21 protein-coding genes are annotated in these 23,856 nt (G+C 64.0%); 9 read left to right on the top strand and 12 right to left on the bottom strand.

All coding sequences use genetic code 11. The annotated features are described in order from the left end of the window. Nucleotides 1–3 precede the first annotated feature (3 nt). Nucleotides 4–2,298: a penicillin-binding protein 1A gene (locus ACODSM_RS21225; protein ID WP_488806803.1), complete on the top strand. Its 2,295-nt coding sequence runs from the start codon at nt 4–6 to the stop codon at nt 2,296–2,298. 55 nt (nt 2,299–2,353) lie between these two features. Here ACODSM_RS21225 and ACODSM_RS21220 read toward each other — a convergent pair whose 3' ends face one another. From ACODSM_RS21220 to ACODSM_RS21210, 3 genes are all read right to left on the bottom strand, one after another. After that, nucleotides 2,354–2,587 carry a DUF1737 domain-containing protein gene (locus ACODSM_RS21220; protein ID WP_488806802.1) on the bottom strand — a complete coding sequence of 78 codons (234 nt, stop codon included), beginning with the start codon at nt 2,585–2,587 and terminating at the stop codon, nt 2,354–2,356. Between the two features lie 8 nt (nt 2,588–2,595). Then, entirely contained in the window at nt 2,596–3,147 is a 552-nt protein-coding gene (locus ACODSM_RS21215; RefSeq protein WP_488806801.1) for an NUDIX hydrolase, read from the bottom strand. Between the two features lie 117 nt (nt 3,148–3,264). Continuing rightward, nucleotides 3,265–3,960 (bottom strand): fumarylacetoacetate hydrolase family protein, encoded by a 696-nt coding sequence (locus ACODSM_RS21210; protein ID WP_488806800.1) that lies wholly within the window; start codon nt 3,958–3,960, stop codon nt 3,265–3,267. Between the two features lie 121 nt (nt 3,961–4,081). On the opposite strand from ACODSM_RS21210, the gene ACODSM_RS21205 reads away from it, so the two are divergent. The 3 genes from ACODSM_RS21205 to ACODSM_RS21195 all read left to right on the top strand — a co-directional run bounded on the left by ACODSM_RS21205 (nt 4,082) and on the right by ACODSM_RS21195 (nt 6,211). Continuing rightward, complete coding sequence (locus tag ACODSM_RS21205; protein ID WP_043566498.1) at nt 4,082–4,537, top strand: MarR family winged helix-turn-helix transcriptional regulator; 456 nt, start codon at nt 4,082–4,084, stop codon at nt 4,535–4,537. A gap of 103 nt (nt 4,538–4,640) precedes the next feature. Beyond that, nucleotides 4,641–5,309, top strand: a complete 669-nt coding sequence (maiA, locus tag ACODSM_RS21200) for a maleylacetoacetate isomerase (protein WP_209819693.1) — start codon at nt 4,641–4,643, stop codon at nt 5,307–5,309. Further along, nucleotides 5,306–6,211: a purine nucleoside phosphorylase YfiH/LACC1 family protein gene (locus ACODSM_RS21195; RefSeq protein ID WP_488806799.1), complete on the top strand. Its 906-nt coding sequence runs from the start codon at nt 5,306–5,308 to the stop codon at nt 6,209–6,211. Before maiA ends, ACODSM_RS21195 begins: the two co-directional genes overlap by 4 nt. Here ACODSM_RS21195 and ACODSM_RS21190 read toward each other — a convergent pair. Beyond that, complete coding sequence (locus tag ACODSM_RS21190; RefSeq protein ID WP_488806798.1) at nt 6,131–6,472, bottom strand: hypothetical protein; 342 nt, start codon at nt 6,470–6,472, stop codon at nt 6,131–6,133. The genes ACODSM_RS21195 and ACODSM_RS21190 overlap by 81 nt on opposite strands. Before the next feature lie 122 nt (nt 6,473–6,594). Between ACODSM_RS21190 and ACODSM_RS21185 the strand changes: the two genes are divergently transcribed. The 4 genes from ACODSM_RS21185 to phbB all read left to right on the top strand — a co-directional run bounded on the left by ACODSM_RS21185 (nt 6,595) and on the right by phbB (nt 11,584). Continuing rightward, the gene (locus ACODSM_RS21185; protein WP_488806797.1) at nt 6,595–8,295 is read left to right on the top strand and encodes a PHA/PHB synthase family protein; all 1,701 of its coding nucleotides are present in this window, start codon (nt 6,595–6,597) and stop codon (nt 8,293–8,295) included. 70 nt (nt 8,296–8,365) lie between these two features. Continuing rightward, nucleotides 8,366–9,544, top strand: coding sequence for an acetyl-CoA C-acetyltransferase (locus ACODSM_RS21180; protein ID WP_060985858.1), 1,179 nt, complete (start codon nt 8,366–8,368; stop codon nt 9,542–9,544). 272 nt (nt 9,545–9,816) lie between these two features. Next, entirely contained in the window at nt 9,817–10,599 is a 783-nt protein-coding gene (locus ACODSM_RS21175; RefSeq protein WP_343735922.1) for an EAL domain-containing protein, read from the top strand. A gap of 247 nt (nt 10,600–10,846) precedes the next feature. Further along, on the top strand, nt 10,847–11,584 hold the full coding sequence (phbB, locus tag ACODSM_RS21170) for an acetoacetyl-CoA reductase (RefSeq protein WP_056062618.1): 738 nt from the start codon (nt 10,847–10,849) through the stop codon (nt 11,582–11,584). 491 nt (nt 11,585–12,075) lie between these two features. Here the strand turns inward: phbB and ACODSM_RS21165 are convergent, their stop codons facing one another. The 6 genes from ACODSM_RS21165 to dapC all read right to left on the bottom strand — a co-directional run bounded on the left by ACODSM_RS21165 (nt 12,076) and on the right by dapC (nt 19,801). Beyond that, nucleotides 12,076–14,115 (bottom strand): ABC-F family ATP-binding cassette domain-containing protein, encoded by a 2,040-nt coding sequence (locus ACODSM_RS21165; RefSeq protein WP_488806796.1) that lies wholly within the window; start codon nt 14,113–14,115, stop codon nt 12,076–12,078. 114 nt (nt 14,116–14,229) lie between these two features. After that, a complete protein-coding gene (gene prmB / locus ACODSM_RS21160) occupies nt 14,230–15,159 on the bottom strand; it encodes a 50S ribosomal protein L3 N(5)-glutamine methyltransferase (RefSeq protein WP_488806795.1) in 930 nt (309 codons plus the stop codon). After that, on the bottom strand, nt 15,156–16,349 hold the full coding sequence (dapE, locus tag ACODSM_RS21155) for a succinyl-diaminopimelate desuccinylase (protein ID WP_488806794.1): 1,194 nt from the start codon (nt 16,347–16,349) through the stop codon (nt 15,156–15,158). Before dapE ends, prmB begins: the two co-directional genes overlap by 4 nt. 164 nt (nt 16,350–16,513) lie before the next feature. Further along, nucleotides 16,514–17,677, bottom strand: coding sequence for a PilT/PilU family type 4a pilus ATPase (locus ACODSM_RS21150; protein ID WP_060987304.1), 1,164 nt, complete (start codon nt 17,675–17,677; stop codon nt 16,514–16,516). A 68-nt stretch (nt 17,678–17,745) separates the two neighbouring features. After that, on the bottom strand, nt 17,746–18,579 hold the full coding sequence (dapD, locus tag ACODSM_RS21145; RefSeq protein WP_060987303.1) for a 2,3,4,5-tetrahydropyridine-2,6-dicarboxylate N-succinyltransferase: 834 nt from the start codon (nt 18,577–18,579) through the stop codon (nt 17,746–17,748). A 16-nt stretch (nt 18,580–18,595) separates the two neighbouring features. After that, entirely contained in the window at nt 18,596–19,801 is a 1,206-nt protein-coding gene (gene dapC, locus ACODSM_RS21140) for a succinyldiaminopimelate transaminase (RefSeq protein ID WP_209819684.1), read from the bottom strand. A gap of 363 nt (nt 19,802–20,164) precedes the next feature. Between dapC and ACODSM_RS21135 the strand changes: the two genes are divergently transcribed. Continuing rightward, nucleotides 20,165–21,469: a methyl-accepting chemotaxis protein gene (locus tag ACODSM_RS21135; protein ID WP_488806818.1), complete on the top strand. Its 1,305-nt coding sequence runs from the start codon at nt 20,165–20,167 to the stop codon at nt 21,467–21,469. Nucleotides 21,470–21,527: 58 nt separating this feature from the next. Here ACODSM_RS21135 and rsxB read toward each other — a convergent pair whose 3' ends face one another. Together rsxB and ACODSM_RS21125 are read right to left on the bottom strand one after the other, a co-directional pair. Further along, nucleotides 21,528–22,235 carry an electron transport complex subunit RsxB gene (gene rsxB, locus ACODSM_RS21130; protein ID WP_488806793.1) on the bottom strand — a complete coding sequence of 236 codons (708 nt, stop codon included), beginning with the start codon at nt 22,233–22,235 and terminating at the stop codon, nt 21,528–21,530. Continuing rightward, a complete protein-coding gene (locus ACODSM_RS21125; RefSeq protein WP_488806792.1) occupies nt 22,232–23,812 on the bottom strand; it encodes a polyhydroxyalkanoate depolymerase in 1,581 nt (526 codons plus the stop codon). The genes rsxB and ACODSM_RS21125 overlap by 4 nt, the downstream gene beginning before the upstream one ends. Nucleotides 23,813–23,856 lie beyond the last annotated feature (44 nt).

Genomic DNA, 23,856 nt, shown 5'->3' with positions numbered 1-23,856 from the left:
TTGATGCACAAGTGGCTGCTTTCTTTCCGGGCCCGCATGGCGGGCCTGTTGGCCTGGGTTCCCCGGCCCGTGCGGCGCCTGCTGTTGTGGACGGTGGTGGCGGTGCCTGCTGCGCTGCTGGTGTTCACGCTGGCGCTCGTGCCTTTCACCCCCGGTATCAGCGACATCCGCAAGGCCAAGAGCGAGCTGCCGGCGCAGCTCATGTCGGCCGACGGCAAGCTGTTGGCCGAATACCGCTGGGCCAACCGCGAGTGGGTGGAGCTGAACCAGATCTCGCCCAGCGTGATTGATGCGCTGATAGCGACCGAGGACCACCGCTTTTACAAGCACTTCGGGCTGGACTGGCGGCGCACGGCGTCGTCGGTCGTGCTGACGCTGCGCGGCGACCCGCAGGGCGGCTCCACCATCACCCAGCAACTGGCGCGCAACCTGTTCCCGGAGGAAATCGGCCGCTCGCGCACGCTCACGCGCAAGCTCAAGGAGGCGATCACCGCCCTCAAGATCGAGGCGTCGTATTCCAAGGACGAAATCCTGGAGACCTACCTCAACACCGTGCCGTTTCTCTACAACGCCTACGGCATCGAGATGGCCGCGCGCACCTATTTCGACAAGTCGGCCGACAAGCTCAATGTGCTGGAGAGCGCCACGCTGATTGGCATGCTCAAGGGCACGGCCTACTACAACCCGGTGCTCAACCCCGAGCGCGCACAGGCCCGCCGCAACACGGTGCTGTCGCAGATGGTCAAGCGGGGCAAGCTCGATGCCAAGCAGTTCGAGACCCTGCAAAAACGCCCGCTGCGTATCAACTTTGAACGCCAGACGGAGGTGATGGGCCCGGCGCCGCATTTTGCGATCCAGCTGCGCAAGCAGCTCATCGACTGGGCCGACAGCAAGGGCTACAGCCTGTATTCGGACGGACTGGTGATCCGCACCACCATCGACTCGCGCCTTCAGGCCTATGCCAACCAGGCGGTGGCGCGGCAGGGTCGGCAATTGCAAGGCGTGGCGGACACCGCCTGGTCGCAGCGCAACGGCTGGGGCCCCAAGAACGAGCTGGTGCAGACCCTGGTGCGCGAGAGCGCCGAGTACCGCGCGGCCGTGGACAAGGGCGATACGCCCGACGACGCGCTGAAGGCACTGCTGGACGACGCCGCCTTCATGGCCAAGCTGCGTGCCGAAAAGACGCGCGTGCAGGCGGGCTTTCTGGCGCAAGACCCCGTCACCGGCCATGTGCTGGCCTGGGTGGGCAGCCGCGACTTTGCGCAAGACCCTTTCGACCACGTGCAGGCAGCGCGCCGCCAGCCGGGCTCGACCTTCAAGCCGTTTGTGTATGGCGCGGCGTTTGCCAACGGCGCCACGCCTGAAGACACGCTGATGGATACCGCCGTCGAAATCCCGCTGGGCGGCGGCCGCGTCTGGCGCCCCACCGATGGCGGCCCGCCCAGCGACCAGCCCATGACGCTGGCCGACGGCCTGGCGTTCTCCAAGAACACCATCACCGCGCAGGTGATGCAGCAGGTGGGCCCGGCCCGCGTGGCCGAAGTGGCGCGCGCCCTGGGCGTGCGGCAGTCCAAGCTGGAAGAGGTGCCCTCCTTGGCGCTGGGCACGAGTCCGGTTACGCTCAAGGAGATGATCTCGGCCTACAGCAGCATCGTGAACCTGGGTCGCTATGTGGAGCCCGTGCTCATCACCAGCATCGAAGACCGCAATGGCAAGGTGCTGGAGACCTTTGCCAAGCCCGTGCCCGAAGAGGTCTTCCAGCCCCGGGCAGCGCAGACCCTGCGCAACACCATGCGTGGTGCCGTGGACCGGGGCACGGCCACCGCCATCCGTACGCGCTATGGCATCCAGGCCGACGTGGCGGGCAAGACCGGCACCACGCAAGACAACACCGATGGCTGGTTCATCCTGATGCACACCCGCGTGGTCGCGGGGGCCTGGGCTGGCTTCAATGACGGACGCATCACGCTGCGCAGCGACTACTGGGGGCAGGGCGCGCGCAGTGCGTTGCCCATGGTGGGCGAGTTCATGCAGCAGGCCATTCGCAACAAGGTGATCGACGGCAATGACCGGTTTGTGGATGAGTTTGACACCAGCCCACCGCCACCGCCCGATAGCTCGCTCAGCACCATGCGTGACTGGATTCGTGGCCTGTTCCGCACCGACCCGCAGCAGGCCCCGGTGCCCGGCATGCCGCCCCGGCCCGCGGGTGCGGGCGGTTTGCCGCCGGTCACTATCGACCCACCGGGCTCTGTATCTCCGCCAGTGCCTTCAGAAGAGCGGGTTGGGGGCGAATGAGTGGCCGCGGCAGGCGTTCAGCGCGCGGCCTGATGGCCTGGGTGGGGCGGTGCCGTCAGTCGACCGTGCCGGGCCACACGATGGCCTGGGCCACGATCACGGTCTGCCCATTGAAGGTGGCCGCAGGAGAGCCATACAGCCGATAGCCCAGCGCCAGCGCGTCGCTTACGCGGCGGCAGAAGCTGGCGTCGTCGGGGCCGGTGAGCAGGCGGTAGGCAGGCAGGCCATCGGGCGGCACACTGGCCTGTGGGGTGGATACGGGTGATGCGGTGGAAGAGGCAACTGTCATGGCAGGGCCTACTCAATGTCGATGAAGTGCATGCCCATGGTGCCCGCCTTGCGGTCGGCAAAGTAGCACTCCAGCGTTTCTTTCACGGTGCGGAAGGCCAGCTCGTCCCAGGGCACCTCGTCTTCGGCAAACAGCCGCGCCTCGATGGTTTCGTAGCCTGGGTTGAACTCGTCGCTGAGTAGCGTGGCGCGGTAGAACAGGTGCACCTGGCCCACGCGGCGCACGTTCAGCAGGCTGAACAGAGGGCCGATCTCGATCTGCGCACCGGCTTCCTCATCGGTCTCGCGCGCCGCACCCTGCGCCGTGGTTTCGTCCAGCTCCATGAAGCCTGCGGGCAGCGTCCATTTGCCCCAGCGGGGTTCGATGTTGCGCTTGCACAGCAGAATGCGGCCATCGGGCAGCGCGGGCACCGTGCCCACCACATTGAGCGGGTTCTCGTAGTGCACCGTGTTGCAGGCGGGGCAGACCGCACGCTGTTTGGTGTCGCCGTCGTCCGGCAGGCGGTACACCACGGCGGTGCCACAGGCGCGGCAATGTTTGATGGGGCTGCGGTAGGTCATGCAGGGGTTTGAGGGTCAGAGTGGCTGATAGCGCTAGTGAAACATGCGCTACCAGCTATGAAAATCGTAGCGTTTTCGGCGTTTGCCTGGCCGGGCAGCAGGGCTGCCCGGTGGTCTTCAGACTACGGTCAGGCGCAAGGGCGTGAGTCCTGCTACGCCGCCTTCGAGCGTATCGCCACGCACCACGGCGCCCACGCCTTCGGGGGTGCCGGTGTAGATCAGGTCGCCGGGCTGCAGCTCCCACGCGGCCGACAGGTGCTCGATGGTCTCGGCAATGTTCCAGATCAACTGGGTCACGGTGCTGCGTTGGCGGTCCGTTCCGTTGACCTGCAGCCAGATGGGCGCGTTGGCCACATCACCTGCCTGGGCTGCCGGCGTGATGGGACCGATGGGCGCGCTGGCGTCGAAGCCCTTGCCAATGCACCAGGGGCGGCCCTGTTTCTTCATGTCGTTTTGCAGGTCGCGGCGGGTCATATCCAAGCCCACGGCGTAGCCATAAATGTGGCTGAAAGCGTCGGCGGCCTGGATGTTCTTGCCACCCTTGCCGATGGCCACCACCAGCTCGATCTCGTGGTGCAGGTTGGCGGTCAGGCTGGGGTAGGGCAGTTGTCCGGTTTCGCCCGCGTTGACGACCACGATGGCATCCGCAGGCTTGAGGAAGAAGAACGGTGGCTCGCGGCCGGTGAAACCCATCTCCTTGGCGTGTTCTTCGTAGTTGCGGCCCACGCAGTAGATGCGGTGCACCGGAAACCGTTCGCCGCTGCCCACCACGGGCACGCTGACCACGGGGGCTGGAGGAAACACGTAGCTCATGTCTGCCTTTCAATGGTTCTGGGAATGCTGTCAAAAAACCGGGCGCAGTACCGTGTGCGCCGCAGTGTGGCAGTGTGCCATGGGCGCAGACCCTCTGCTGGGGGGCGCTACACTCGCGCCCATGGCAAAGAGCTTCGATTTCCACAATACGCCGGGCCACCTGGTGCGCCGCGCCCACCAGCGGACCGTGGCACTTTTCATGGAAGAGACGGCCGGATTTGACGTGACGCCGGTGCAGTTCGCCATCCTGCACGAGCTGCTGGCCCAGCCGGGCGAAGACCAGGTCACCCTGGCGGCCCGCGTGGCGTTCGATGCGGCCACTTCCGGCTCGGTGATCGGGCGACTGGAAAAGCGCGGCTGGATCCGCCGCGAGCCCGACACCCGCGACCGCCGCCGCAAGCTGCTGTGGATCACGCCCGAAGGCGAAGTGGCGGCCCTGCAGATGCGCGATGCAGCCCAGCGCGTGCAGGAGCGCCTCACGGCACCGCTCACCGCCCAGGAAAGCGCCGACCTGATGGTGCTGCTCTCCAAAGTCGTCTACAACCACCAGGATCCGGCGGGCACCTCGGGCGCCTGACGGGGATGCCCTTGGCCGCCGGGCGCACTCTTTCTCTGGTCTGTCGGCGCCATGCCGCACGGGCTTAATTTCTTGTTTGACCGACTCCAGGCACCGCTCCGCCATGCAGCTCTACAACTACTTCCGCTCCTCTGCCTCGTTCCGCGTGCGCATTGCGCTGCAGCTCAAGGGCCTGCCCTACGACTACATGCCCGTGCATCTGGTCAAGGGCGAGCACAGGGCGCCCGACTACGCGGGCCGCATCGGGGACGCGCTGGTGCCCACGCTGGTGACCGATGGCGGCACGGCGCTGTCGCAGTCCATGGCCATCATCGAATATCTGGACGAAACCCACCCCACGCCTGCCTTGCTGCCCGCCACACCGTTGGCCCGTGCCCGGGTGCGCGCACTGGCGCAGATGGTGGCCTGCGAAATCCACCCCATCAACAACCTGCGTGTGCTCAGGTACCTGGTGCATGAACTGAAGGTGGACGAGGATGCCAAGAACGCCTGGTACCACCACTGGGTTCGCAGTGGTCTGGAGGCGTTCGAGCGGCAACTTGACCTGCTGGCGCAAGAGCGCGCTGCGCAGGGCATGGCGCCCTCGGTGCTGTGCTGGGGCGACACGCCCACACTGGCCGACTGCTGCTTGGTGCCGCAGATCTTCAATGCCCAGCGCTTCAAGGTCAGCCTGGATGGCCTGCCGCGCACCATGAGCGCGTTCGATGCCTGCATGGCACTGCCCGCGTTCCAGCAGGCGCAGCCCTCGGCCTGCCCGGACAACGAAGCGTGACGGCTGTGGCATCGTCGGTACAGGGCCAGCACGCAGACTGGCTGGTACCCGACTGGCCTGCACCGCCCGGTGTGCATGCGCTGTGCACCGTGCGCGCGGGCGGAGTGAGCCACGCACCGTACGACGAGTTGAACCTGGGCGCCCATGTGGGCGACGATCCACAGGCGGTGGCCGCCAACCGGCAGATCGTGCAGTCCGCCTTGCAATCCACCACCCCGGGCGCGCGTGCAGTGTTCTTGAACCAGGTGCATGGCGATGGCGTGGCGCTGCTCGATGTAGGTACCCCCGACGGGACAGAGGCCGACGCCTGCGTGGCCAGCGCACCCGGCGCCGTCTGCACCATCATGGTGGCCGACTGCTTGCCCGTGTTGCTGGCGCACCGCTCAGGCCTGGTGGTGGCTGCGGCCCACGCCGGCTGGCGCGGACTGGCCGGGCACGCGGGGCAGGGCGTGCTGGAATCGGTTTTCAAGCATTTTTGCCATGAAGCGCTAGTGCGTCATGCCTCGGTAGCTATCAAAAACGGAGCGTCGGCGCCAGCCTCTCTGGTCACTTCAGAGCTTGCTGCCCACACGCTGGCCTGGTTGGGCCCCTGCATCGGCCCCACAGCTTTCGAGGTCGGGGCGGAGGTGCGTGCCGCGTTCTGCGACGCCCCGGGTGCCCTGGGCCCTGCGGCTGCTCGGTGCTTTGTAGCCCGGCCCGATGCTCCGGGCAAGTACCTGTGCGATCTGGCAGGGCTGGCCCGGTTGCGTCTGCAAGCCATGGGCATCACCGCCATCTACGGCAATGACAGCACCGCACCGTGGTGTACCGTCACGCAGGTCTCACGGTTCTTTTCGCACCGCCGCGACAGCGCTGCCTTCGGCGGCAGCGGGCGTTTTGCCGCCTGCATCTGGCGCGGCTGACGTTGCGGGTTCGGCACCCGCATCGGCCATGAGAACTGCGGCCTGTTCCGCGTCATACGCGGCCTGTTCGGCCGCCTCTCGCGCCTTGATCTTGCGCTTGCGCGACGGCGTGCCCAGGATGTAGACCAGAATGCCCATGGGCAGCAGGCCATACAACGCGAACGTGATGACGGCGCCCAGCACAGTGCCCTGTGGACTGGTGGCCTCGGCCACCGCCATCATGAGCGTGACGTAGGTCCAGGCGATGACGATGAGGTACATTGATTTGTGTGCACTGAAAGCGTTGAATTCGTTGCCATGCCCCATGGGGTGGGCAACAATGAACCCGCGAAACAAAAATCAGGCCCCAGCCGCTGCGAGCGACCAACCATTGAGGAATGAGCATGACTTCTGAATCACCCTGGGCCGAGAGCGCCCAGCAGTTCCAGCAGATTTTCGGGCAAAGCTGGTCGCAGGCGCTGCAATCGTTTCAGAAACTGGACCTGGGGGCGCAGGTACCTGCCGCAGCGCCCCTGAAGCTGTCGCAGACCAAGCTGCAGGCATTGCAGCAGCAATACCTCAAGGAAGCGCAGGAGCTGTGGGCCCAGGGCCTGCAGGGCACCCCGGAGGTCAAAGACAAGCGTTTTGCTGGCGAAGGCTGGGCCAGCAACCCGGTGGCGGCGTTTTCTGCGGCTGCCTACCTGCTCAACGCCCGCACGCTGATGGGCCTGGCCGAGGCGGTCGAGGCCGACGAAAAAACCAAGGCCCGCATCCGCTTTGGCGTGGAGCAGTGGATGGCCGCCATGGCGCCCAGCAACTTCCTCGCCTTCAATGCCGAAGCGCAGAAGAAAGCCATCGAAACCAAGGGCGAGAGCATTGCCAAGGGCATGCAGAACCTGCTGCACGACATCACGCAGGGCCATGTGTCGATGACCGACGAAAGCCTGTTCGAGGTGGGCCGCAATGTGGCCACCACCGAAGGCGCGGTGGTGTACGAGAACGAACTGTTCCAGCTGCTCGAATACAAGCCCCTCACGGCCAAGGTGTACGAGCGGCCGTTTTTGCTGGTGCCGCCCTGCATCAACAAGTTCTACATCCTCGACCTGCAGCCCGAAAACTCGCTGATCCGCTACGCCGTCGAACAAGGCCACCGCACCTTTGTGGTGAGCTGGCGCAACCCCGACGACAGCCTGGCCCACAAGACCTGGGACGACTACGTGGAAGACGGCGCCATGGCCGCCATTGACGTGGTGCAGAACATCACCGGCGCCGAGCAGATCAACGCGCTGGGTTTTTGCGTGGGGGGCACCATCCTCAGCAACGCGCTGGCTGTGCTGGCGGCGCGTGGCGACGAGCCCGTGGCCAGTGCCACCTTCCTCACCACGCTGATCGACTTCAGCGACACCGGCATCCTCGACGTGTTCATCGACGAGGCCTTCGTCAAGTTCCGAGAGATGCAGATGGGCCATGGTGGGCTGATGAAGGGGCAGGACCTAGCCTCGACCTTCAGCTTCTTGCGCCCTAACGATCTGGTCTGGAACTACGTGGTGGGCAACTACCTCAAGGGCGAAACGCCGCCGCCGTTTGACCTGCTGTACTGGAACAGCGACAGCACCAACCTTCCCGGCCCGTTCTACGCCTGGTACCTGCGCAATTTTTACCTGGAGAACAACCTGGTCAAACCCGGCAAGCTCACCGTGTGCGGCGAAAAGCTGGACCTGGGCAATCTCGACTTGCCTGTCTACATCTATGGCTCGCGCGAAGACCACATCGTGCCGGCCACGGCCGCTTATGCATCCACCCAGGTGCTGCCGGGCAAGAAGCGTTTTGTGATGGGCGCCTCAGGCCACATCGCGGGCGTGATCAACCCACCCGCCAAGGGCAAGCGCAGCCACTGGACCCGCGCCGACGGCAAGTTCCCAGGCACGCTGGACCAATGGCTGGAAGGCGCTACCGAGCACCCCGGCAGCTGGTGGACCGACTGGTCAGGCTGGCTCAAGAGCCATGCGGGCAAACAGATTGCGGCGCCCAAAGCCTATGGCAAAGGCACCAAATTCAAGGCCATCGAGCCCGCGCCCGGTCGCTACGTCAAGCAGAAAGCCTGATACGCAAAAGTCCTGACTTTTGTCGCTGCGAGAATCACTGAACCACCACTCACCACTACAAGGACATTCCATGGAAGACATCGTCATCGTTTCGGCCACTCGCACCGCTGTGGGCAAGTTTGGTGGCTCGCTGGCCAAGACGCCCGCGGCCGACCTCGGCGCCATCGTGATCCGCGAAGCCATCGCGCGCGCAGGTCTCTCGTCCGACCAGATCGGCGAAGTCATCATGGGCCAGGTGCTGGCAGCGGGCGTGGGTCAGAATCCAGCGCGCCAGGCTTCGATGAAAGCAGGCGTGGCCAAGGAAACCCCCGCACTCACCATCAACGCGGTGTGCGGCTCCGGCCTCAAGGCCGTGATGCTGGCTGCCCAGGCCGTGGCCTGGGGTGACAGCGAGATCGTCGTGGCTGGCGGCCAGGAGAGCATGAGCCTGGCGCCCCACGTGCTGCCCAACTCGCGCGACGGCCAGCGCATGGGCGACTGGAAGCTGGTGGACACCATGATCGTGGACGGTCTGTGGGACGTGTACAACCAGTACCACATGGGCATCACGGCCGAAAACGTGGCCAAGCAATACGGCATCACCCGCGACATGCAGGATGCCCTGGCCCTGGCCAGTCAGCAAAAGGCAGCCGCAGCCCAAGATGCCGGCAAGTTCGTCGATGAAATCGTCGGTGTGAGCTTGGCGCAAAAGAAGGGCGACCCGATCCTCTTCAACACTGACGAATACCTCAACCGCAAGACCAACGCCGAAGCCCTGGCCGGCCTGCGCCCTGCGTTTGACAAGGCGGGCAGCGTAACGGCGGGCAATGCCTCGGGTCTGAACGATGGCGCCGCCGCCGTGGTGGTGATGAGCGCCAAGAAGGCTGCGGCCCTGGGCCTCAAGCCTCTGGCCCGCATCGCCGCGTTTGGGACGAGCGGCTTGGACCCCGCCACCATGGGCATGGGCCCCGTGCCGGCCTCGCGCAAGGCCTTGCAGCGCGCAGGCTGGAATGCGGCCGATGTGGACCTGTTCGAGCTGAACGAGGCCTTCGCCGCCCAGGCCTGCGCGGTGAACAAGGAGTTGGCAATCGACCCTGCCAAGGTCAATGTGAACGGTGGAGCTATCGCCATCGGCCACCCCATTGGCGCGTCGGGTTGCCGCATTCTGGTCACGCTGCTGCACGAAATGCAGCGCCGTGACGCCAAGAAGGGCTTGGCCGCGCTGTGCATCGGCGGCGGCATGGGCGTGTCGCTGGCGGTGGAGCGTTAAGCGTCAGCCTCAGCTTGGGATAGTTGAGTAGTTCCAACGATGGGTTGATCGAAGGTGCTGCCTATCCCCACCCCAAAAAGGCCGCATGTCCATGCGGCCTTTTTTGTTGGTTGCCCTGAATTCCTAAGGAGAGAAAGCGCTGTATCGCGTTTGGGAGTGCTGTCCCTGACTCACAACCCTCTAATGCAGGCCGGCGCGCAACTCCGGAAGGCTGTATCTGATTGGGTACCAGAAAGCCGCAAGTTTGTAATGATGCGCTACCATCTTTTCCCATGACAGTGACCATTTTTGCCCAACCCTTCGAACCCATGGGCTGCCAATCCTGTCGTGACAAGACGCAGCTTCCGTTCGACTTCACGATGGCGTTCCAGCCCATCATGGATCTGGAGTTGGATCGTCCGTTCGCCTACGAAGCGCTGGTACGCGGTGTGGATGGCGAGTCGGCCGGGACGGTGCTGTCGTGGGTGGATGACACCAACCGCTACCGGTTTGACCAAGCCTGCCGCGTCAAAGCGATTGAACTCGCGTCGCGCCTTGGGCTGGCGAGCTTGCCAGACTGCCGACTGAGCATCAATTTTCTGCCCAATGCGGTGTACCGACCCGAGACCTGCATCCGCGCCACCATGGAAGCGGCTGAGGAGTTCGACTTTCCGCACAGCCGCATCATGTTCGAGGTGACCGAGGGCGAGCAGGTCACCAGCGGCGCCCACCTCAAGTCCATCTTCAATGAATACCGGCGCCAGGGTCTCATCACGGCCATCGACGACTTTGGTGCGGGCTATGCGGGGCTGAACATGCTGGTTCAATTCCAGCCCCATGTGCTCAAGATTGACATGGAGCTGATTCGCAACATCGACCAAGACCCGGTGCGTCAGGCGATTGTGTGCGGCATCGTGCTGGTATGCCAACGCTTGTCCATCGACATAGTGGCCGAGGGCATTGAGACCCCAGCAGAGTCGGCCTACCTGAGATCGCTGGGCGTCCGCTACCAGCAAGGCTATCTGTTCGCCAAACCAGGGTGGGAATCCTTGCCGCTGGCGCCACGGCACGCATAGTCCCTGACGGCTTCCTCCGGGGGCGTCTTTCTGCCGCACAACAGTCAATAAGCGCTTGGTGACTGCCTGGTTTTGGTGCATCTGAAGGCACCATTCCTGTGACCCATCGCTAAGCTTGTCTTGCGTCAATGGTGTGACGCATGTGGATATGTCAAAAAGGAAAGGGCTTCAGTGTTTTCCTTCACGGCAGCGTCCAATTTCTTCGGTAGAGTGGGTCCTGAGCCAATCACTAACAAGGAGAAATCACATGAGCCAGAAAGTCGCGTATGTCACCGGTGGCATGGGAGGCATCGGTACCGCCATTTGCCAGCGCCTGCACAAGGAAGGTTTCAAGGTCATCGCTGGTTGCGGCCCGACACGGGACCACGCCAAGTGGCTGGCCGAGCAAAAGGCCCTGGGCTACACGTTTTATGCGTCGGTCGGTAACGTGGGTGATTGGGATTCCACGGTGGAAGCTTTCGGCAAGACCAAGGCAGAGCACGGAACCATCGATGTGCTGGTGAACAACGCCGGCATCACGCGCGACCGCATGTTCCTCAAGATGTCCCGCGAAGACTGGGACGCTGTGATCGAGACCAACCTCAACAGCATGTTCAACGTCACCAAGCAAGTGGTATCGGACATGGTGGAAAAGGGCTGGGGCCGCATCATCAACATCAGCTCGGTCAATGGCGAAAAAGGCCAGGCAGGGCAGACCAACTATTCCGCAGCCAAGGCTGGCATGCACGGGTTCTCGATGGCCCTGGCGCAAGAGCTGGCCACCAAGGGCGTTACCGTCAACACGGTTAGCCCCGGCTACATCGGCACAGACATGGTCAAGGCGATCCGCCCGGATGTGCTGGAGAAGATCGTTGCCACCGTCCCCGTAAAGCGCCTGGGCGAACCGAGCGAGATTGCCTCGATCATCGCCTGGCTGGCCTCGGAAGAGGGTGGGTACGCCACAGGTGCAGACTTCTCGGTCAATGGTGGCCTGCACATGGGCTAAAAGTGGTGCCTATCTCTTGAGCCAACAAAAAACCCCGCGTAGGCGGGGTTTTTTGTTGGGCCTTGCAAGGACTGTAGGCCGATGGACCTGACCTTGCTCGGGCCGTCTGAAAAATGCAGGGTCTATGTAGGCGGCTGCATTTTTCCTGTTCTGGTACGGTTAATGCTTATCGTGTGCTGCGCGGAGGCATCGTTATGCACAACAGAGGCTGGGCTGCAGCGCTTTCAGAAGCGGGCCGGAGCGCGCTTGCGGTCGCGTTCGTCTTCGGGCCAAGCGGACAAGATTGCGGTGGTATTCATGGTGGAAAACTCCTGTGATGTACCAACAACGCGGCCCGTACATGGTTCGTTGACAGCCTTTCGCAAAAAAATGCAACCGCAATAGCCTGTAGACTGATCCAAAAAATAGCTACATTTTTTGTAGCTGCGAATTCATATCCAGCTTTGTTAAATCCTGAAAACTCCAGCGAAAATTTACAGGACTTTACATCTTCACCTCACAGAAGCCGCTGAAATTTCTTCGAGCGCCGAAGAAACTTCCAGCCAGCGCTCCTCCAGTTTTTCCGTTTCGTCGTTCCCAGCTTTCAGGCGCCGGCCGCATTCGGCGATCTCTGCGGGAGGCAGGGTTTCCGTCAGTTTTTGCTCCAATGCGGTGCGTTCTGCACTCAAGGCCGCCAGGCGCTTGTCGATCTGCTCCAGCTCTTTTTTGAGCGGGCGGGTCTTTTCGGCCAGTTGTTGACGGGTCTGGGCATCCAGCTTGCGCTGTTCCCGTCCGTCGCGTGCGGGGGGGGAAGAGGGCGCAGGTGGGGGCATATCCACGGAAGGTGCCAACGTTGGCTGTGCGACGGCTGGGGCTGCAACAGGAGCCTGTGAGGCCTGTTGTTGTGCCTGCTCGGCCAGCCGTGCTTCTTCGCGCAGGCGCTTGGATTCTTCGAGCAGGTATCGCTGGTAGTCGTCGAGGTCTCCGTCGAACGGGCCGACCACGCCCCGGCCCACCATCCAGAAGTCCTCGCACACCGAGCGCAGCAATGCACGGTCGTGGCTGACCAGCATGACCGTGCCGTCGAAGTCGTTGAGCGCCATGGCCAACGCTTCGCGGGTGGCCAAGTCCAGGTGGTTGGTGGGCTCGTCGAGCAGCAGCAGGTTGGGGCGCTGCCAGACAATCATGGCCAGGACCAGGCGCGCTTTTTCGCCTCCGCTCATGGTGCCCACGGCCTGTTTGACCATATCGCCGGTGAAGTTGAAGCTGCCCAGGTAGCTGCGCAGATCCTGCTCACGGCTCGGTTGTTTGGCATCCGGCCCTAGCTCCTTGGCCAGACGGATCATGTGCTCCAACGGGTTTTCACTGGGGCGCAGCACATCGAGCTCTTGCTGCGCAAAGTACCCGATGTTCAGCCCCTTGCCCTCCGTGATGCTGCCCGCGAGCGGCTTCATGGTCCGCGCAATGGTCTTGACCAGCGTGGACTTGCCCTGTCCGTTGGCGCCCAGGATACCGATGCGCTGCCCAGCCAGCACCGAGCGGTTGACGCCCGTGAGAATGGTGGTGGGCGTACCTTCTTCGTCCACATAGCCAAACGACGCGTCGCTGATGGCAAGCATCGGATTGGGCAGGTTGGCTGGCTCCTTGAACTCGAAAGTGAACTCGGCCTCGGCCAGCACCGGTCCGATCTTCTCCATGCGCTCGAGCTGCTTGACCCGGCTTTGCGCCTGCTTGGCCTTGCTGGCCTTGGCCTTGAAGCGGTCGATGAACTTCTGCAGGTGCGCCATCTTCTCCTGCTGCTTGGCAAAGCTGGCTTGCTGCAGTTCAAGTTGCTGGGCGCGTAGTTCTTCGAACTTGCTGTAGTTACCACCGTAGCGGTTCAATTCGCCTTGCTGGATTTGCAGGGTGACGTTGGTGATCGCGTCCAGAAACTCGCGGTCGTGGCTGATCACGATCATGGTGCCTGCATAGCGCTTGAGCCAGGCTTCGAGCCAGACAAGCGCATCCAGATCCAAGTGGTTGGTGGGCTCGTCCAGCAGCAGCAAATCGCTGGGGCACATCAGCGCACGCGCCAATTGCAGGCGCATGCGCCAGCCACCCGAAAAGCTGTTGACGGGCTGGTCGAGTTCGCTCACCCGAAAACCCAACCCCAGTATGAGCGCCTGGGCGCGGGCCACGGCGTCATGGGCGCCGGCGTCGTGCAGGTCGGAATACGCATGGGCAATGGCCATGCCATCGTCGCTGGCTTCAGCCTCAGCCAGCTGGCGCTGCACCTCGGCCAGGCGCGTGTCGCCTTCCAGCACAAAGTCGGTGGCCGACTGGTCAGTCTCGGGCATGTTCTGCGCGACCTCGGCCATGCGCCAGCTCGACGGAATGTGAAAGTCTCCGCCATCTTCATGCAGCTTGCCACTGAGCAGCGCAAACAGGCTGGATTTGCCTGCGCCATTGCGCCCCACAAGCCCGACGTTTTCGCCGGGGTTGATGGTGGTGGACACGCTGTCGAGCACGACTTTCGTGCCGCGGCGCAGGGTAACGTTCTTGAGGGTGATCATCCGGGAATCAGAAAAAAGCACACCCGCGCGAGGCGGGTGGCATACAAAACTCTGGGGGCCAGCGCAGCTGTGAACGGCGGCGCCGCTGCAGCTGCCCAAGGTGGCGCAGGGGCTCTATTGTGCCGTGAGCTGGGTTTGGGCGGCCAGGGCCTGCCGGGTGACCAGCAAAACCTGGTCTTCTCCCGCACTGGTTTCCAACCAGAAAACCGGCAGTTGCGGAAACGCCGCTTCGAAGTGCGCCCGTTCGTTGCCGATCTCCAGAATGATCACGGCGTCTTCGGTCATGCAGGCGGGGGCTGCGGCAAACAGCTGGCGCACGAAGTCCATGCCATCGGTGCCGCCGGCCAGGGCCAGTTCAGGCTCGGCACGGTACTCGCTGGGCAGCGCGGCCATGCTGTCAGCGTTGACATAGGGCGGGTTGCACAGGATCAAGTCCCAGGGGCCGGGCAGGGCGGCCAGGCCATCAGAGAGCTGCAGCCGGATGCGGTCTTGCAGGCCGTGTTTGTCCACGTTGATGCGGGCCACGGCCAGGGCGTCGGCCGAAATGTCGGCGCCGGTCACTTCCACCTCGGGCCAGGCCATGGCGGCCAGCACGGCCAGGCTGCCGTTGCCGGTGCACAAGTCCAGCACCTGGCGGGTGTTTTCGCTCAGAAATCCGTCTACGCTGCCATCGGCCAGCAGTTCTGCGATGAAGCTGCGCGGCACGATGGCGCGTTCGTCAATGTAGAAGGGCACGCCCTGCAGCCAGGCCTCGCGCGTGAGGTAGGCGGCGGGCTTGCGTGTGCGGATGCGTTCTTCAAAAAGTGTAGCTACCAGGGTGAGCTGATCGGGCGTTACGGCCCGATTTTTGATGGAATCTGGTGCGTCGGAGAGATCACTGTCCAGCGGCAGGCCCAGACGCCACAGCACCAGCCAGGCGGCTTCGTCATGGGCGTTGGTGGTGCCGTGGCCAAAGAACACCCCGGCCGATGCCAGCCATTGGGCGCCAGATTCGACCAGCGCACCGACGGTGTTGCCGGTCAGCTGATGCGTAGAGCTGCTCATGCGGTCACCGCCTGGGCCGCCAGGGCCTGAGCGTGCAGGTTTTCCAGCGTGCAGCGGTAAATGTTCTTGAGCGGCTCGATATCGGCCACCACCACATGCTCGTCGATCTTGTGGATCGTGGCGTTGGGGGGGCCCAGTTCGATCACCTGGGGGCAGATCTGCGCCATGAAACGGCCGTCGCTGGTGCCTCCGGTGGTGGACAGTTCCGTGGTAATGCCTGTCTCGGTCGCGATGGCCTGCTGCACGGCGCCCACCAGCTCGCCAGGCGTCGTAAGGAAGGGCTGGCCGCCGAGCGTCCAGCGCAGGTCGTATTCCAGGCCATGGCGGTCGAGCACGGCGTGCACTCGCTGCTGCAGGCCCTCTGCCGTCGATTCGGTCGAGAAGCGGAAATTGAAGTCGATCACCACTTCCCCGGGGATCACGTTGGTTGCGCCCGTGCCGCCATGCATATTGCTGATTTGCCAGCTGGTGGGCGGAAAGAACGGATTGCCGTTGTCCCACACCGTGGCTGCCAGCTCGGCCAGCGCGGGCAGGGCCTGGTGGATAGGGTTGCGGGCCAGCTGCGGGTAGGCAATGTGGCCTTGAATGCCGCGCACGCTGAGCTTGCCGCTCAGGGTGCCACGCCGTCCGTTCTTGATCATGTCTCCGGTTTTCTCGACGGAGGTGGGTTCGCCCACGATGCAGTAATCGAGTTTTTCGCCGCGCGCCTTGAGCTGTTCCACCACGACCTTGGTGCCATCGACGGAGGGACCTTCCTCGTCGCTGGTCAGCAGAAATGCCAGCTCGATCAACGGAGCAGGCGTGGCGGCTAGGAACTCTTCCACTGCAACCACGAAGGCGGCAATAGACGTCTTCATGTCGCTGGCACCCCGGCCATAGAGCTTGCCGTCTTTGTGGGTGGGCACGAACGGGTCGCTGCTCCACTGGGCCAGCGGGCCGGTGGGAACGACATCGGTATGCCCTGCGAATACTATGGTTTTGATAGCTGCTGAGGCATGATTCGCCTGCGCTACCGGCCGCTTTGCCCACAAATTGCTGACGCGGAAGTTGGCGGGGCCACTGTCCAGGCGTTCGCACACAAACCCGAGCGGGGCGAGCCGCGCGGCCAGCAGGTCCAGGCAACCGGCGTCCTCCGGTGTGATGGAAGGCAGTGAGATGAGCTGTTCAGCCAGGTGCAGGGTTCGGGACATGGGATCAGAATCAGGAAATGGAGACACGCAGCCAAGCTGCGATCATGGAGGCGGGTAGCGATACTCCGTAGCCTCGGCAAGAACTGCTTTTTAAGAGGCGCTCAACACCGAACGCGGCGTCCCCTTGGGGAAGGACTCCGCAGGCCGCTTCGTGCGGCATCACATCATGCCGCCGGCTTGACGTCCAGCACGATCTCGGTGAACGACGGCGTATCGTCGGGGGCATCGCGTGCTTCTTTCTGGGCCTTGGCGGCATTGGCGGCCAGGGAAAAGTCGTTTTGCAGGCGCCACATCAGGTTGGTAGGCGAATCGGCATAAGCCATGCCTTCCTTGCGGTCGATCTGCGCGTCCATGATGAGGCGGGCCAGCGCTTCTTCGAAGGTCTGCGATCCTTCGGCCATGGATTTCTCCATGGCTTCGCGCACGCCCGAGAAGTCGCCTTTTTCGATGAGATCGGACACCAGCTTGGTGTTGAGCATGACCTCGACCGCAGGCACCCGACCGCCGTCGGTCTTGCGCACCAGGCGCTGCGACACCACGGCCTTGAGGGCCGATGCCAGGTCGCCCAGCATGGTGGGGCGCACCTCGACCGGGTAGAAGCTCAGGATACGGTTGAGCGCGTGGTAGCTGTTGTTGCCGTGCAGCGTGGCCAGGCACAGGTGGCCCGACTGCGCGTACGCAATGGCGGCCGACATGGTTTCGCGATCGCGGATTTCGCCGATCAGGATCACGTCGGGCGCCTGGCGCAGCGCGTTCTTCAGGGCGGTTTGCAGGGACTGGGTGTCGCTGCCGATTTCGCGCTGGTTGACGATGGACTTCTTGTTCTTGAACTGGTACTCGACCGGGTCCTCGATGGTGAGGATGTGGCCTGTCAGCGCCTCGTTGCGGGTGTCGATCATCGACGCCAGCGAGGTGCTCTTGCCCGAGCCCGTGGCGCCCACCATCAGGATGAGGCCGCGCTTTTCCATGATGAGCTCGCGCATCACCGGGGGCAGACCCAAGGTGTCGAACTCGGGGATCTGCTGCGAGATGAAGCGGATCACGACCGCGTAGCTGCCGCGCTGGCGCATGGCGCTGACCCGGAAGCGCCCTACACCGCTGAGCGGCACACCCATGTTGAGTTCGCCGGTTTCTTCCAGCTCTTCGATGCGGTCCGGGGGGACCACTTCAGACAGCAGGTTGCGCGGTGCGTCGGGCGGCAGGATCTGGTTGTTGATGGGCACGCACTCGCCGTTGATCTTGATCAGCGCGGGGGCGTTGGCCGACAGATAGACGTCGGAGGCCTTTTTCTCTGCCATCAGGCGAAGAATTCGTTCCATCGTGCTCATGGTGTTTCCCTCTTGTTGTCAGTCTCTGTCGGCAAGGCGGCCCATCAGGCCGCGCTCATGCAGCGCAATCAGTCGCGCAGCAGGTCGTTGATGCTGGTCTTGGAGCGGGTTTGCGCGTCCACCTGCTTGACGATGATGGCAGCGTACATGCTGTAAGGTGCGCCGTTGGCGGCGGTCTTGGGCAGGTTGCCGCTCACCACCACCGAGCCCGAAGGCACGCGGCCATAGCTGATTTCGCCGGTGGCACGGTTGAAGATCGGGGTGCTCTGGCCCAAGTACACGCCCATGCCCAGCACGGAGTTCTCTTCGACCACCACGCCTTCGACGACCTCGGAGCGGGCGCCAATGAAGCAGTTGTCTTCAATGATGGTGGGGCCGGCCTGCAGAGGCTCCAGCACGCCGCCAATGCCCACGCCGCCGGACAGGTGCACGCCCGCGCCGATCTGCGCGCACGAGCCCACTGTGGCCCAGGTGTCGACCATGGTGCCTTCGCCCACGTAGGCGCCGATGTTGACGTACGAGGGCATCAGGATCGCGCCCTTGGCAATGAAGCTGCCACGGCGGGCCACAGCAGGTGGCACCACGCGCACGCCGGTGGCCTTCATTTCTTCTTCGGACAGGTGGGCAAACTTGGTCTGTACCTTGTCGTAAAAGCCCAGGTCACCAGCCTTGACGACTTCGTTGTCCTTCAGACGGAAAGACAGCAGCACGGCCTTCTTGATCCACTGGTGCACGGTCCACTGGCCCACGCCTTCGCGGGTGGCCACACGCAGCTTGCCATTGTTCAGCTCGGCAATCACGTGCTCGACAGCGTCCTGGATCTCCTTGGGGGCGGCGGCGGGCGAGAGACTGGCGCGGTTTTCCCAGGCGTTGTCGATGAGGGTTTGGAGTTGTTGGGTCATGTTGTTGTCGATCAGATCAGGCAGTACGGGATTGGATGAATTGCACGATGCGCAGCGCGGCTTCCACGCATTCTTCGGCTTCGGCCACCAGGGCCATGCGCACGCGCTGGGCGCCGGGGTTGCTCCCCTGGGCCTCGCGGGCCAGGTAGCTGCCGGGCAGCACCGTCACATTGTATTGAGCCAGCAGGGCACGCGCGAACTCGGCATCGTCCATGCCCAGGGCTTCCGGCACCTTGGCCCACAGGTAGAAACCGGCGTCGGGCAGGGCAACTTCCATCACGCCGGCCAGCAGCGGCGTGACCTGGGCAAACTTTTTGCGGTACAGCGCCCGGTTTTCGACCACATGCTTTTCATCGCTCCAGGCGGCGATGCTGGCGGCCTGCACGATGGGGCTCATGGCGCTGCCGTGGTAGGTGCGGTAGAGCAAGAAGGACTTGATCAGCGCGGCATCGCCAGCCACAAAGCCGCTGCGCATGCCGGGCACGTTGCTGCGCTTGGAGAGGCTGGTGAAAGAGATCAGGTTCTTGAAGTGGCCACGCCCCAGTTGCGCCGCCGCCTGCAGGCCACCCAGCGGCGGTTCGTCGCGGAAATAAATTTCGCTGTAGCACTCGTCCGAGGCAATCACGAAGCCGTATCGGTCGCTCAGCTCAAACAGCTTCTTCCACTCGCTGAGCGGCATCACGGCGCCCGTGGGGTTGCCGGGCGAGCAGACGAAGAGCAGCTGTGTGCGTTGCCACACAGCCTCGGGCACGGCGTCCCAGTTCACCGCAAAGTTGCGGCTGGGATCGCTGGCCGCGTAGTACGGCTGGGCACCTGCCAGCAGGGCGGCACCTTCGTAGATTTGATAGAACGGATTGGGGCAGACGACCAACGGCTGGCCTTGGGAGGGATCAATGATGGTCTGCGCGAACGCAAACAGTGCCTCGCGCGAACCGTTGACCGGCAGCACCTGGCTGCCCGGGTCCAGGGTCAGCGCATAGCGCTGTTGTATCCATTGTGTGAAGGCCTCGCGCAGCTTGGGTTCGCCTGCGGTGGCAGGGTAACTGGCCAGTCCGCCCAGGTTGTTACTGAGTGCATCTTTGATGAACTGCGGTGTAGGATGGCGTGGCTCACCCATGCCCAGGCTGATGGGGCTGTAGGCCGCCGGGGGGGTGACTCCCGCAAAGAGTTGCCGCAGCCGCTCGAAGGGGTAGGGCTGGAGATGGGAGAGCAGGGGATTCATGGAGCGACATTATGGGCGAAGGGCGTGCGCCCAAGGCGTGGTGCCAGGTGTCGTCCACGCCATGGCAATGGGCAGGGCAATGCGCTGAGGCGGGCCCCCACGCGCCGGATGGGGTTGTCAATCCGACGTAAGAGCGGACACCTAGCATGGCTCCCTTTCAAAAACGATAACGGAGACAAGATGTCTGGATTCCTACCGCTGCGCCCCGGACTCTGGTGGATGCGCAGGTGGCACCTGCCGGGCAAACTGATCACGCTGGGTGTGTTGATGGCGGGCGCCCTGGCGATGGCCGCCATGGATGCCCCGTGGTGGGCTGTGGCGCTGGCCGGTGCCGTGGTGCTCTATGCCCTGTGCGCTTTGTATATGGGGCTGGCCTCCGACCTGCAGAGCGTGGCGCATGCGATGGAGCAGACCACGCGGGGCGACTTGTCGGCCCGTGCGGGTGTCAACGGACGGGACGAGGTCGGGTCCATGGCCCAGTCGCTCGACCGGATGGTGCTCACGCTCTCATCCATGGTGGCGGATATTCGCAGCAACGCGGCACTGGTGGCCCATGCGGGGCAAAGCCTGGCGCAAGGCAACCGCTCCCTGGCTGAACGCACCGAACAACAAGCCGCCAATCTGGAACAGACAGCTGCCAGCGTGGAGCAGCTTTCGTCGGCCGTGCAGAACAACGCACAGACCGCGCGCAGCGCCGATGCCCGTGCCGCCGAGGTGCGCAAGGCCGCCGACAGCGGGGCCGAGGCCATGGCGCGTGCCGTGCAGTCGGTGGAGGCCATCCAGCAAAGCGCGCGCCGTATGACCGAAATCATCGGCGTCATCGACAGCATTGCGTTTCAGACCAACATCCTGGCCCTGAACGCTGCGGTCGAGGCCGCCCGCGCCGGTGAGCAGGGCCGAGGCTTTGCCGTGGTGGCGGGTGAGGTGCGTACGCTGGCCAAGCGCTCGGGCGACGCGGCGCGCGAGATCCGTGAACTGATCGGCGCCTCGGTCAACCAGGTGGAGGCCAGCGCGGGCCTGATCCGGTCGGCTGGCGAAGGCATTGCCAACATGGCCAGCGGCATTCGCAGCGTGGCGGCCAGCATGACCGAGATCTCCGGCTCCAGCGCCGAGCAAAGCACGGGCTTGAGCGAGGTCAGTTCTGCCGTGCAGCAGCTCGACCAGATCACGCAGCACAATGCCCAGATGGTGGGCCACGCCGTTTCGCAGGCTGAGGCGCTGGAGCACCGCGCCTCCACCCTGTCCCAGGCGGTGGCGGCGTTCCGGCTGCAGCAGGGTACGGCCGACGAGGCGGTGGCCCTGGTGAACAAGGCAGTGGCGCTGCACAAGACCACCTCGCGCGACCAGTTTCTGCGCAGCATCACCGACAAGACGCAGCCCTACCATGACCGCGACATGTATGTGTTTGTGCTGGATGCTGGCGGCACCTACCTGGCGTTTGGCGGCAACCAGGCCAAGGTGGGTACCCGCGTGCAGGACATCCCCGGCATTGCAGGCGACCGGCTGGTGAGCGACATCGTGACCCAGGCCGACCGCGCCCCAGGGTGGGTGGAGTACGACATCACCAACCCAGCCACGGGCGCGGTGCAAACCAAGATGTCCTACGTGAGCCGCGTGGGCGATTGGTACGTGGGCTGCGGCGTGTACAAGTCACTGGCCGCGCGGTAATCCGCAGACCAGCAGTTTCTCGTCCAGAGACTTGGGCGTCGCTTTTGGGGTGCCGCTTTCAGCGTGCCCCTTTTTCACGCAGCTGGCGCGCGCGCTCCATGGCGGCGGCAATGGCCGCCTTGCGTGCTTCTATGCCCTCAGCAGCCACTGCAGTAGCTGCGGGGCGCGATAAGGCGGTTGTTGTGGAATCGGCCTGCGCTCCGAATCCATCGTCCTCGACATCTTCCAGCGGCACCCGCTGGCGGTGTTGCTGGTAGCGCTGCTTGGCTTGAAGTGCCAACGCATCAGACCATGCGGCCCACCCGGTCGCGCCACCGCTGGCGTTGTCGAGCTGGATGCAGTCCACGGGGCAAACGGGGATGCACAGCTCGCACCCTGTGCAATAGGGCTCGATGACGGTGTGCATTTTTTTGTTGGAGCCCACGATGGCATCGGTTGGGCAGGCCTTGATGCACAAGGTGCAGCCAATGCACCACGCTTCGTCAATGAAAGCCACGGTGCGTGGTCCCTCCACGCCGTGGTCGGCACTCAAAGGCACCACGGCGTGGCCCGTGATGGCGGCGAGGCGCGCGACACCTTCAGCGCCCCCGGGGGGGCACTGGTTGATGGCAGCCTGGCCCTGGGCGATGGCCTGCGCATAGCTTGCACAGTCGGGGTAGCCGCAGCGCGTGCACTGCGTCTGGGGCAGGGCGGCATCGATCCGCGCTGCGAGTTCAGCTAAGGCAGCGTGGGCTGGTGCGGTGCTGGCGGAAGCGGGGTGGCTCAAGCCTTGCGCGCCTTGCTCTTGCCGCTACTGCGGGTGGACGGCGCCGCCGTAGCGCTGGTCTGCGCCGTGCTCAGGTCGGCAGTGGGCTCCTGGGCGGCCCCCGTGGGGGTGGCTGCCGGTTGTACCCAGCGTGTGGCCACCGCCGTGGCACCGGCGGGCTTGGACGCAGCACGGGCTGGCGCAGGCTTGGCGGCTGCCTTGTGTGCTTTGGCCGTGGTGGTTTTGGCTACCGGTGCCACCTTGGCGGGAGCGGGCGAGGGGCTGGCGAGCTTGGGCGCTGCCGGGGCTGCAGTCGAAGCCACGGGCTTGGCGGGCAGTTCGTGTTCCAGGATGAAGGCGCGCACCTTGGGGTACACGATGTCGCGCCAGCGGCGGCCGCTGAAGATGCCGTAGTGGCCTGCGCCCTTGGCCTCCAGGTGGCGCTGCTCCTTGCGCACGATGCCGCTGCACAGGTCGTGGGCAGCTTCGGTCTGGCCCGAGCCAGAGATATCGTCCAGCTCGCCTTCCACCGTGAACAGGGCGGTGGTCTTGATGTCCTGGGGGCGCACGCGTTCCAGCTTGCCGGCGGGGGAGCGCACGTCCCAGGTGCCATTCACCAGCTTGTAGTCCTGGAACACGGTCTGGATGGTTTCGAGATAGTAGTCCGCATCCATGTCCAGCACGGCGTTGTACTCGTCATAGAACTTGCGGTGGGCCTCGGCGCTGGCGTCGTCGCCCTTGATCAGGTTCTTGAAGTAATCGTAGTGGCTGGACGCATGGCGGTCCGGGTTCATGGCCACAAAGCCGGTGTACTGCAAAAAGCCAGGGTACACGCGGCGGCCGGCGCCAGGGAATTTCTCCGGCACGCGGTAGATCACGTTGTTCTCAAACCATTCGTAGCTGCGGTTGGTGGCCAGGTTGTTCACCGCCGTGGGCGACTTGCGGGCGTCGATGGGGCCACCCATCATGGTCATGGTCAGGGGCGTCTTCTCGCCGCGGCTGGCCATCAGCGACACAGCAGCCAGCACCGGCACCGTGGGCTGGCAGACGCTGATCACGTGGCAGTTGCCGTAGATGCCTTGCAGATGGCGGATGAAGTCCTGCACATAGTTGACGTAGTCGTCGAGGTGGAACTCACCCTCCGACAGCGGCACCAGGCGAGCGTTTTTCCAGTCGGTGATGTAGACCTTGTGGTCCTTGAGCATGGTGCGCACGGTGTCGCGCAGCAGCGTGGCGTAGTGGCCCGAAAGTGGCGCCACGATGAGCACCACGGGCTGGCCCTTGAGCTTGGTCAGCGTGGCGGGGTCGTCCGAAAAGCGCTTGAAGCGGCGCAGTTCGCAAAACGGCTTGTCCACCTCGATCCGCTCATGGATGGCGACGCCAATGCCGTCCACATCGACCGTGTGGATGTCGAAAGCAGGCTTTTCGTAATCCTTGCCCAGGCGGTAGAGCAGGTCGTAGCCGGCGGCCATGCGCTGGGCCACCGAGGTCTGGCTCAGCGGCGAGACCGGGTTGCTGAACAACTTGGAAGCCGCCTGCGCAAAATCTGTGAAGGGCTCCATCAAGGAGCGCTGCGTTTCGTAGAGGTGGTACAGCATGGGGCGAAACTCCGTTTTGTTGCAGTGCAATATAGCAGCACTTG

Source organism: Acidovorax sp. FG42 (genome assembly GCF_057809195.1).
Note: the sequence above shows the minus strand (reverse complement) of the source record. Positions and strands in the feature narration are given on the sequence as shown.

What these genes read in the sequence shown, in the direction of transcription:
- ACODSM_RS21225 (WP_488806803.1), top strand. Translation starts at nt 4, where the DNA reads ATGCACAAGTGGCTGCTTTCTTTCCGGGCCCGCATGGCGGGCCTGTTG.
- ACODSM_RS21220 (WP_488806802.1), bottom strand. Translation starts at nt 2,587, where the DNA reads ATGACAGTTGCCTCTTCCACCGCATCACCCGTATCCACCCCACAGGCC.
- ACODSM_RS21215 (WP_488806801.1), bottom strand. Translation starts at nt 3,147, where the DNA reads ATGACCTACCGCAGCCCCATCAAACATTGCCGCGCCTGTGGCACCGCC.
- ACODSM_RS21210 (WP_488806800.1), bottom strand. Translation starts at nt 3,960, where the DNA reads ATGAGCTACGTGTTTCCTCCAGCCCCCGTGGTCAGCGTGCCCGTGGTG.
- ACODSM_RS21205 (WP_043566498.1), top strand. Translation starts at nt 4,082, where the DNA reads ATGGCAAAGAGCTTCGATTTCCACAATACGCCGGGCCACCTGGTGCGC.
- maiA (WP_209819693.1), top strand. Translation starts at nt 4,641, where the DNA reads ATGCAGCTCTACAACTACTTCCGCTCCTCTGCCTCGTTCCGCGTGCGC.
- ACODSM_RS21190 (WP_488806798.1), bottom strand. Translation starts at nt 6,472, where the DNA reads ATGTACCTCATCGTCATCGCCTGGACCTACGTCACGCTCATGATGGCG.
- ACODSM_RS21185 (WP_488806797.1), top strand. Translation starts at nt 6,595, where the DNA reads ATGACTTCTGAATCACCCTGGGCCGAGAGCGCCCAGCAGTTCCAGCAG.
- ACODSM_RS21180 (WP_060985858.1), top strand. Translation starts at nt 8,366, where the DNA reads ATGGAAGACATCGTCATCGTTTCGGCCACTCGCACCGCTGTGGGCAAG.
- ACODSM_RS21175 (WP_343735922.1), top strand. Translation starts at nt 9,817, where the DNA reads ATGACAGTGACCATTTTTGCCCAACCCTTCGAACCCATGGGCTGCCAA.
- phbB (WP_056062618.1), top strand. Translation starts at nt 10,847, where the DNA reads ATGAGCCAGAAAGTCGCGTATGTCACCGGTGGCATGGGAGGCATCGGT.
- ACODSM_RS21165 (WP_488806796.1), bottom strand. Translation starts at nt 14,115, where the DNA reads ATGATCACCCTCAAGAACGTTACCCTGCGCCGCGGCACGAAAGTCGTG.
- prmB (WP_488806795.1), bottom strand. Translation starts at nt 15,159, where the DNA reads ATGAGCAGCTCTACGCATCAGCTGACCGGCAACACCGTCGGTGCGCTG.
- dapE (WP_488806794.1), bottom strand. Translation starts at nt 16,349, where the DNA reads ATGTCCCGAACCCTGCACCTGGCTGAACAGCTCATCTCACTGCCTTCC.
- ACODSM_RS21150 (WP_060987304.1), bottom strand. Translation starts at nt 17,677, where the DNA reads ATGAGCACGATGGAACGAATTCTTCGCCTGATGGCAGAGAAAAAGGCC.
- dapD (WP_060987303.1), bottom strand. Translation starts at nt 18,579, where the DNA reads ATGACCCAACAACTCCAAACCCTCATCGACAACGCCTGGGAAAACCGC.
- dapC (WP_209819684.1), bottom strand. Translation starts at nt 19,801, where the DNA reads ATGAATCCCCTGCTCTCCCATCTCCAGCCCTACCCCTTCGAGCGGCTG.
- ACODSM_RS21135 (WP_488806818.1), top strand. Translation starts at nt 20,165, where the DNA reads ATGGGGCTGGCCTCCGACCTGCAGAGCGTGGCGCATGCGATGGAGCAG.
- ACODSM_RS21125 (WP_488806792.1), bottom strand. Translation starts at nt 23,812, where the DNA reads ATGCTGTACCACCTCTACGAAACGCAGCGCTCCTTGATGGAGCCCTTC.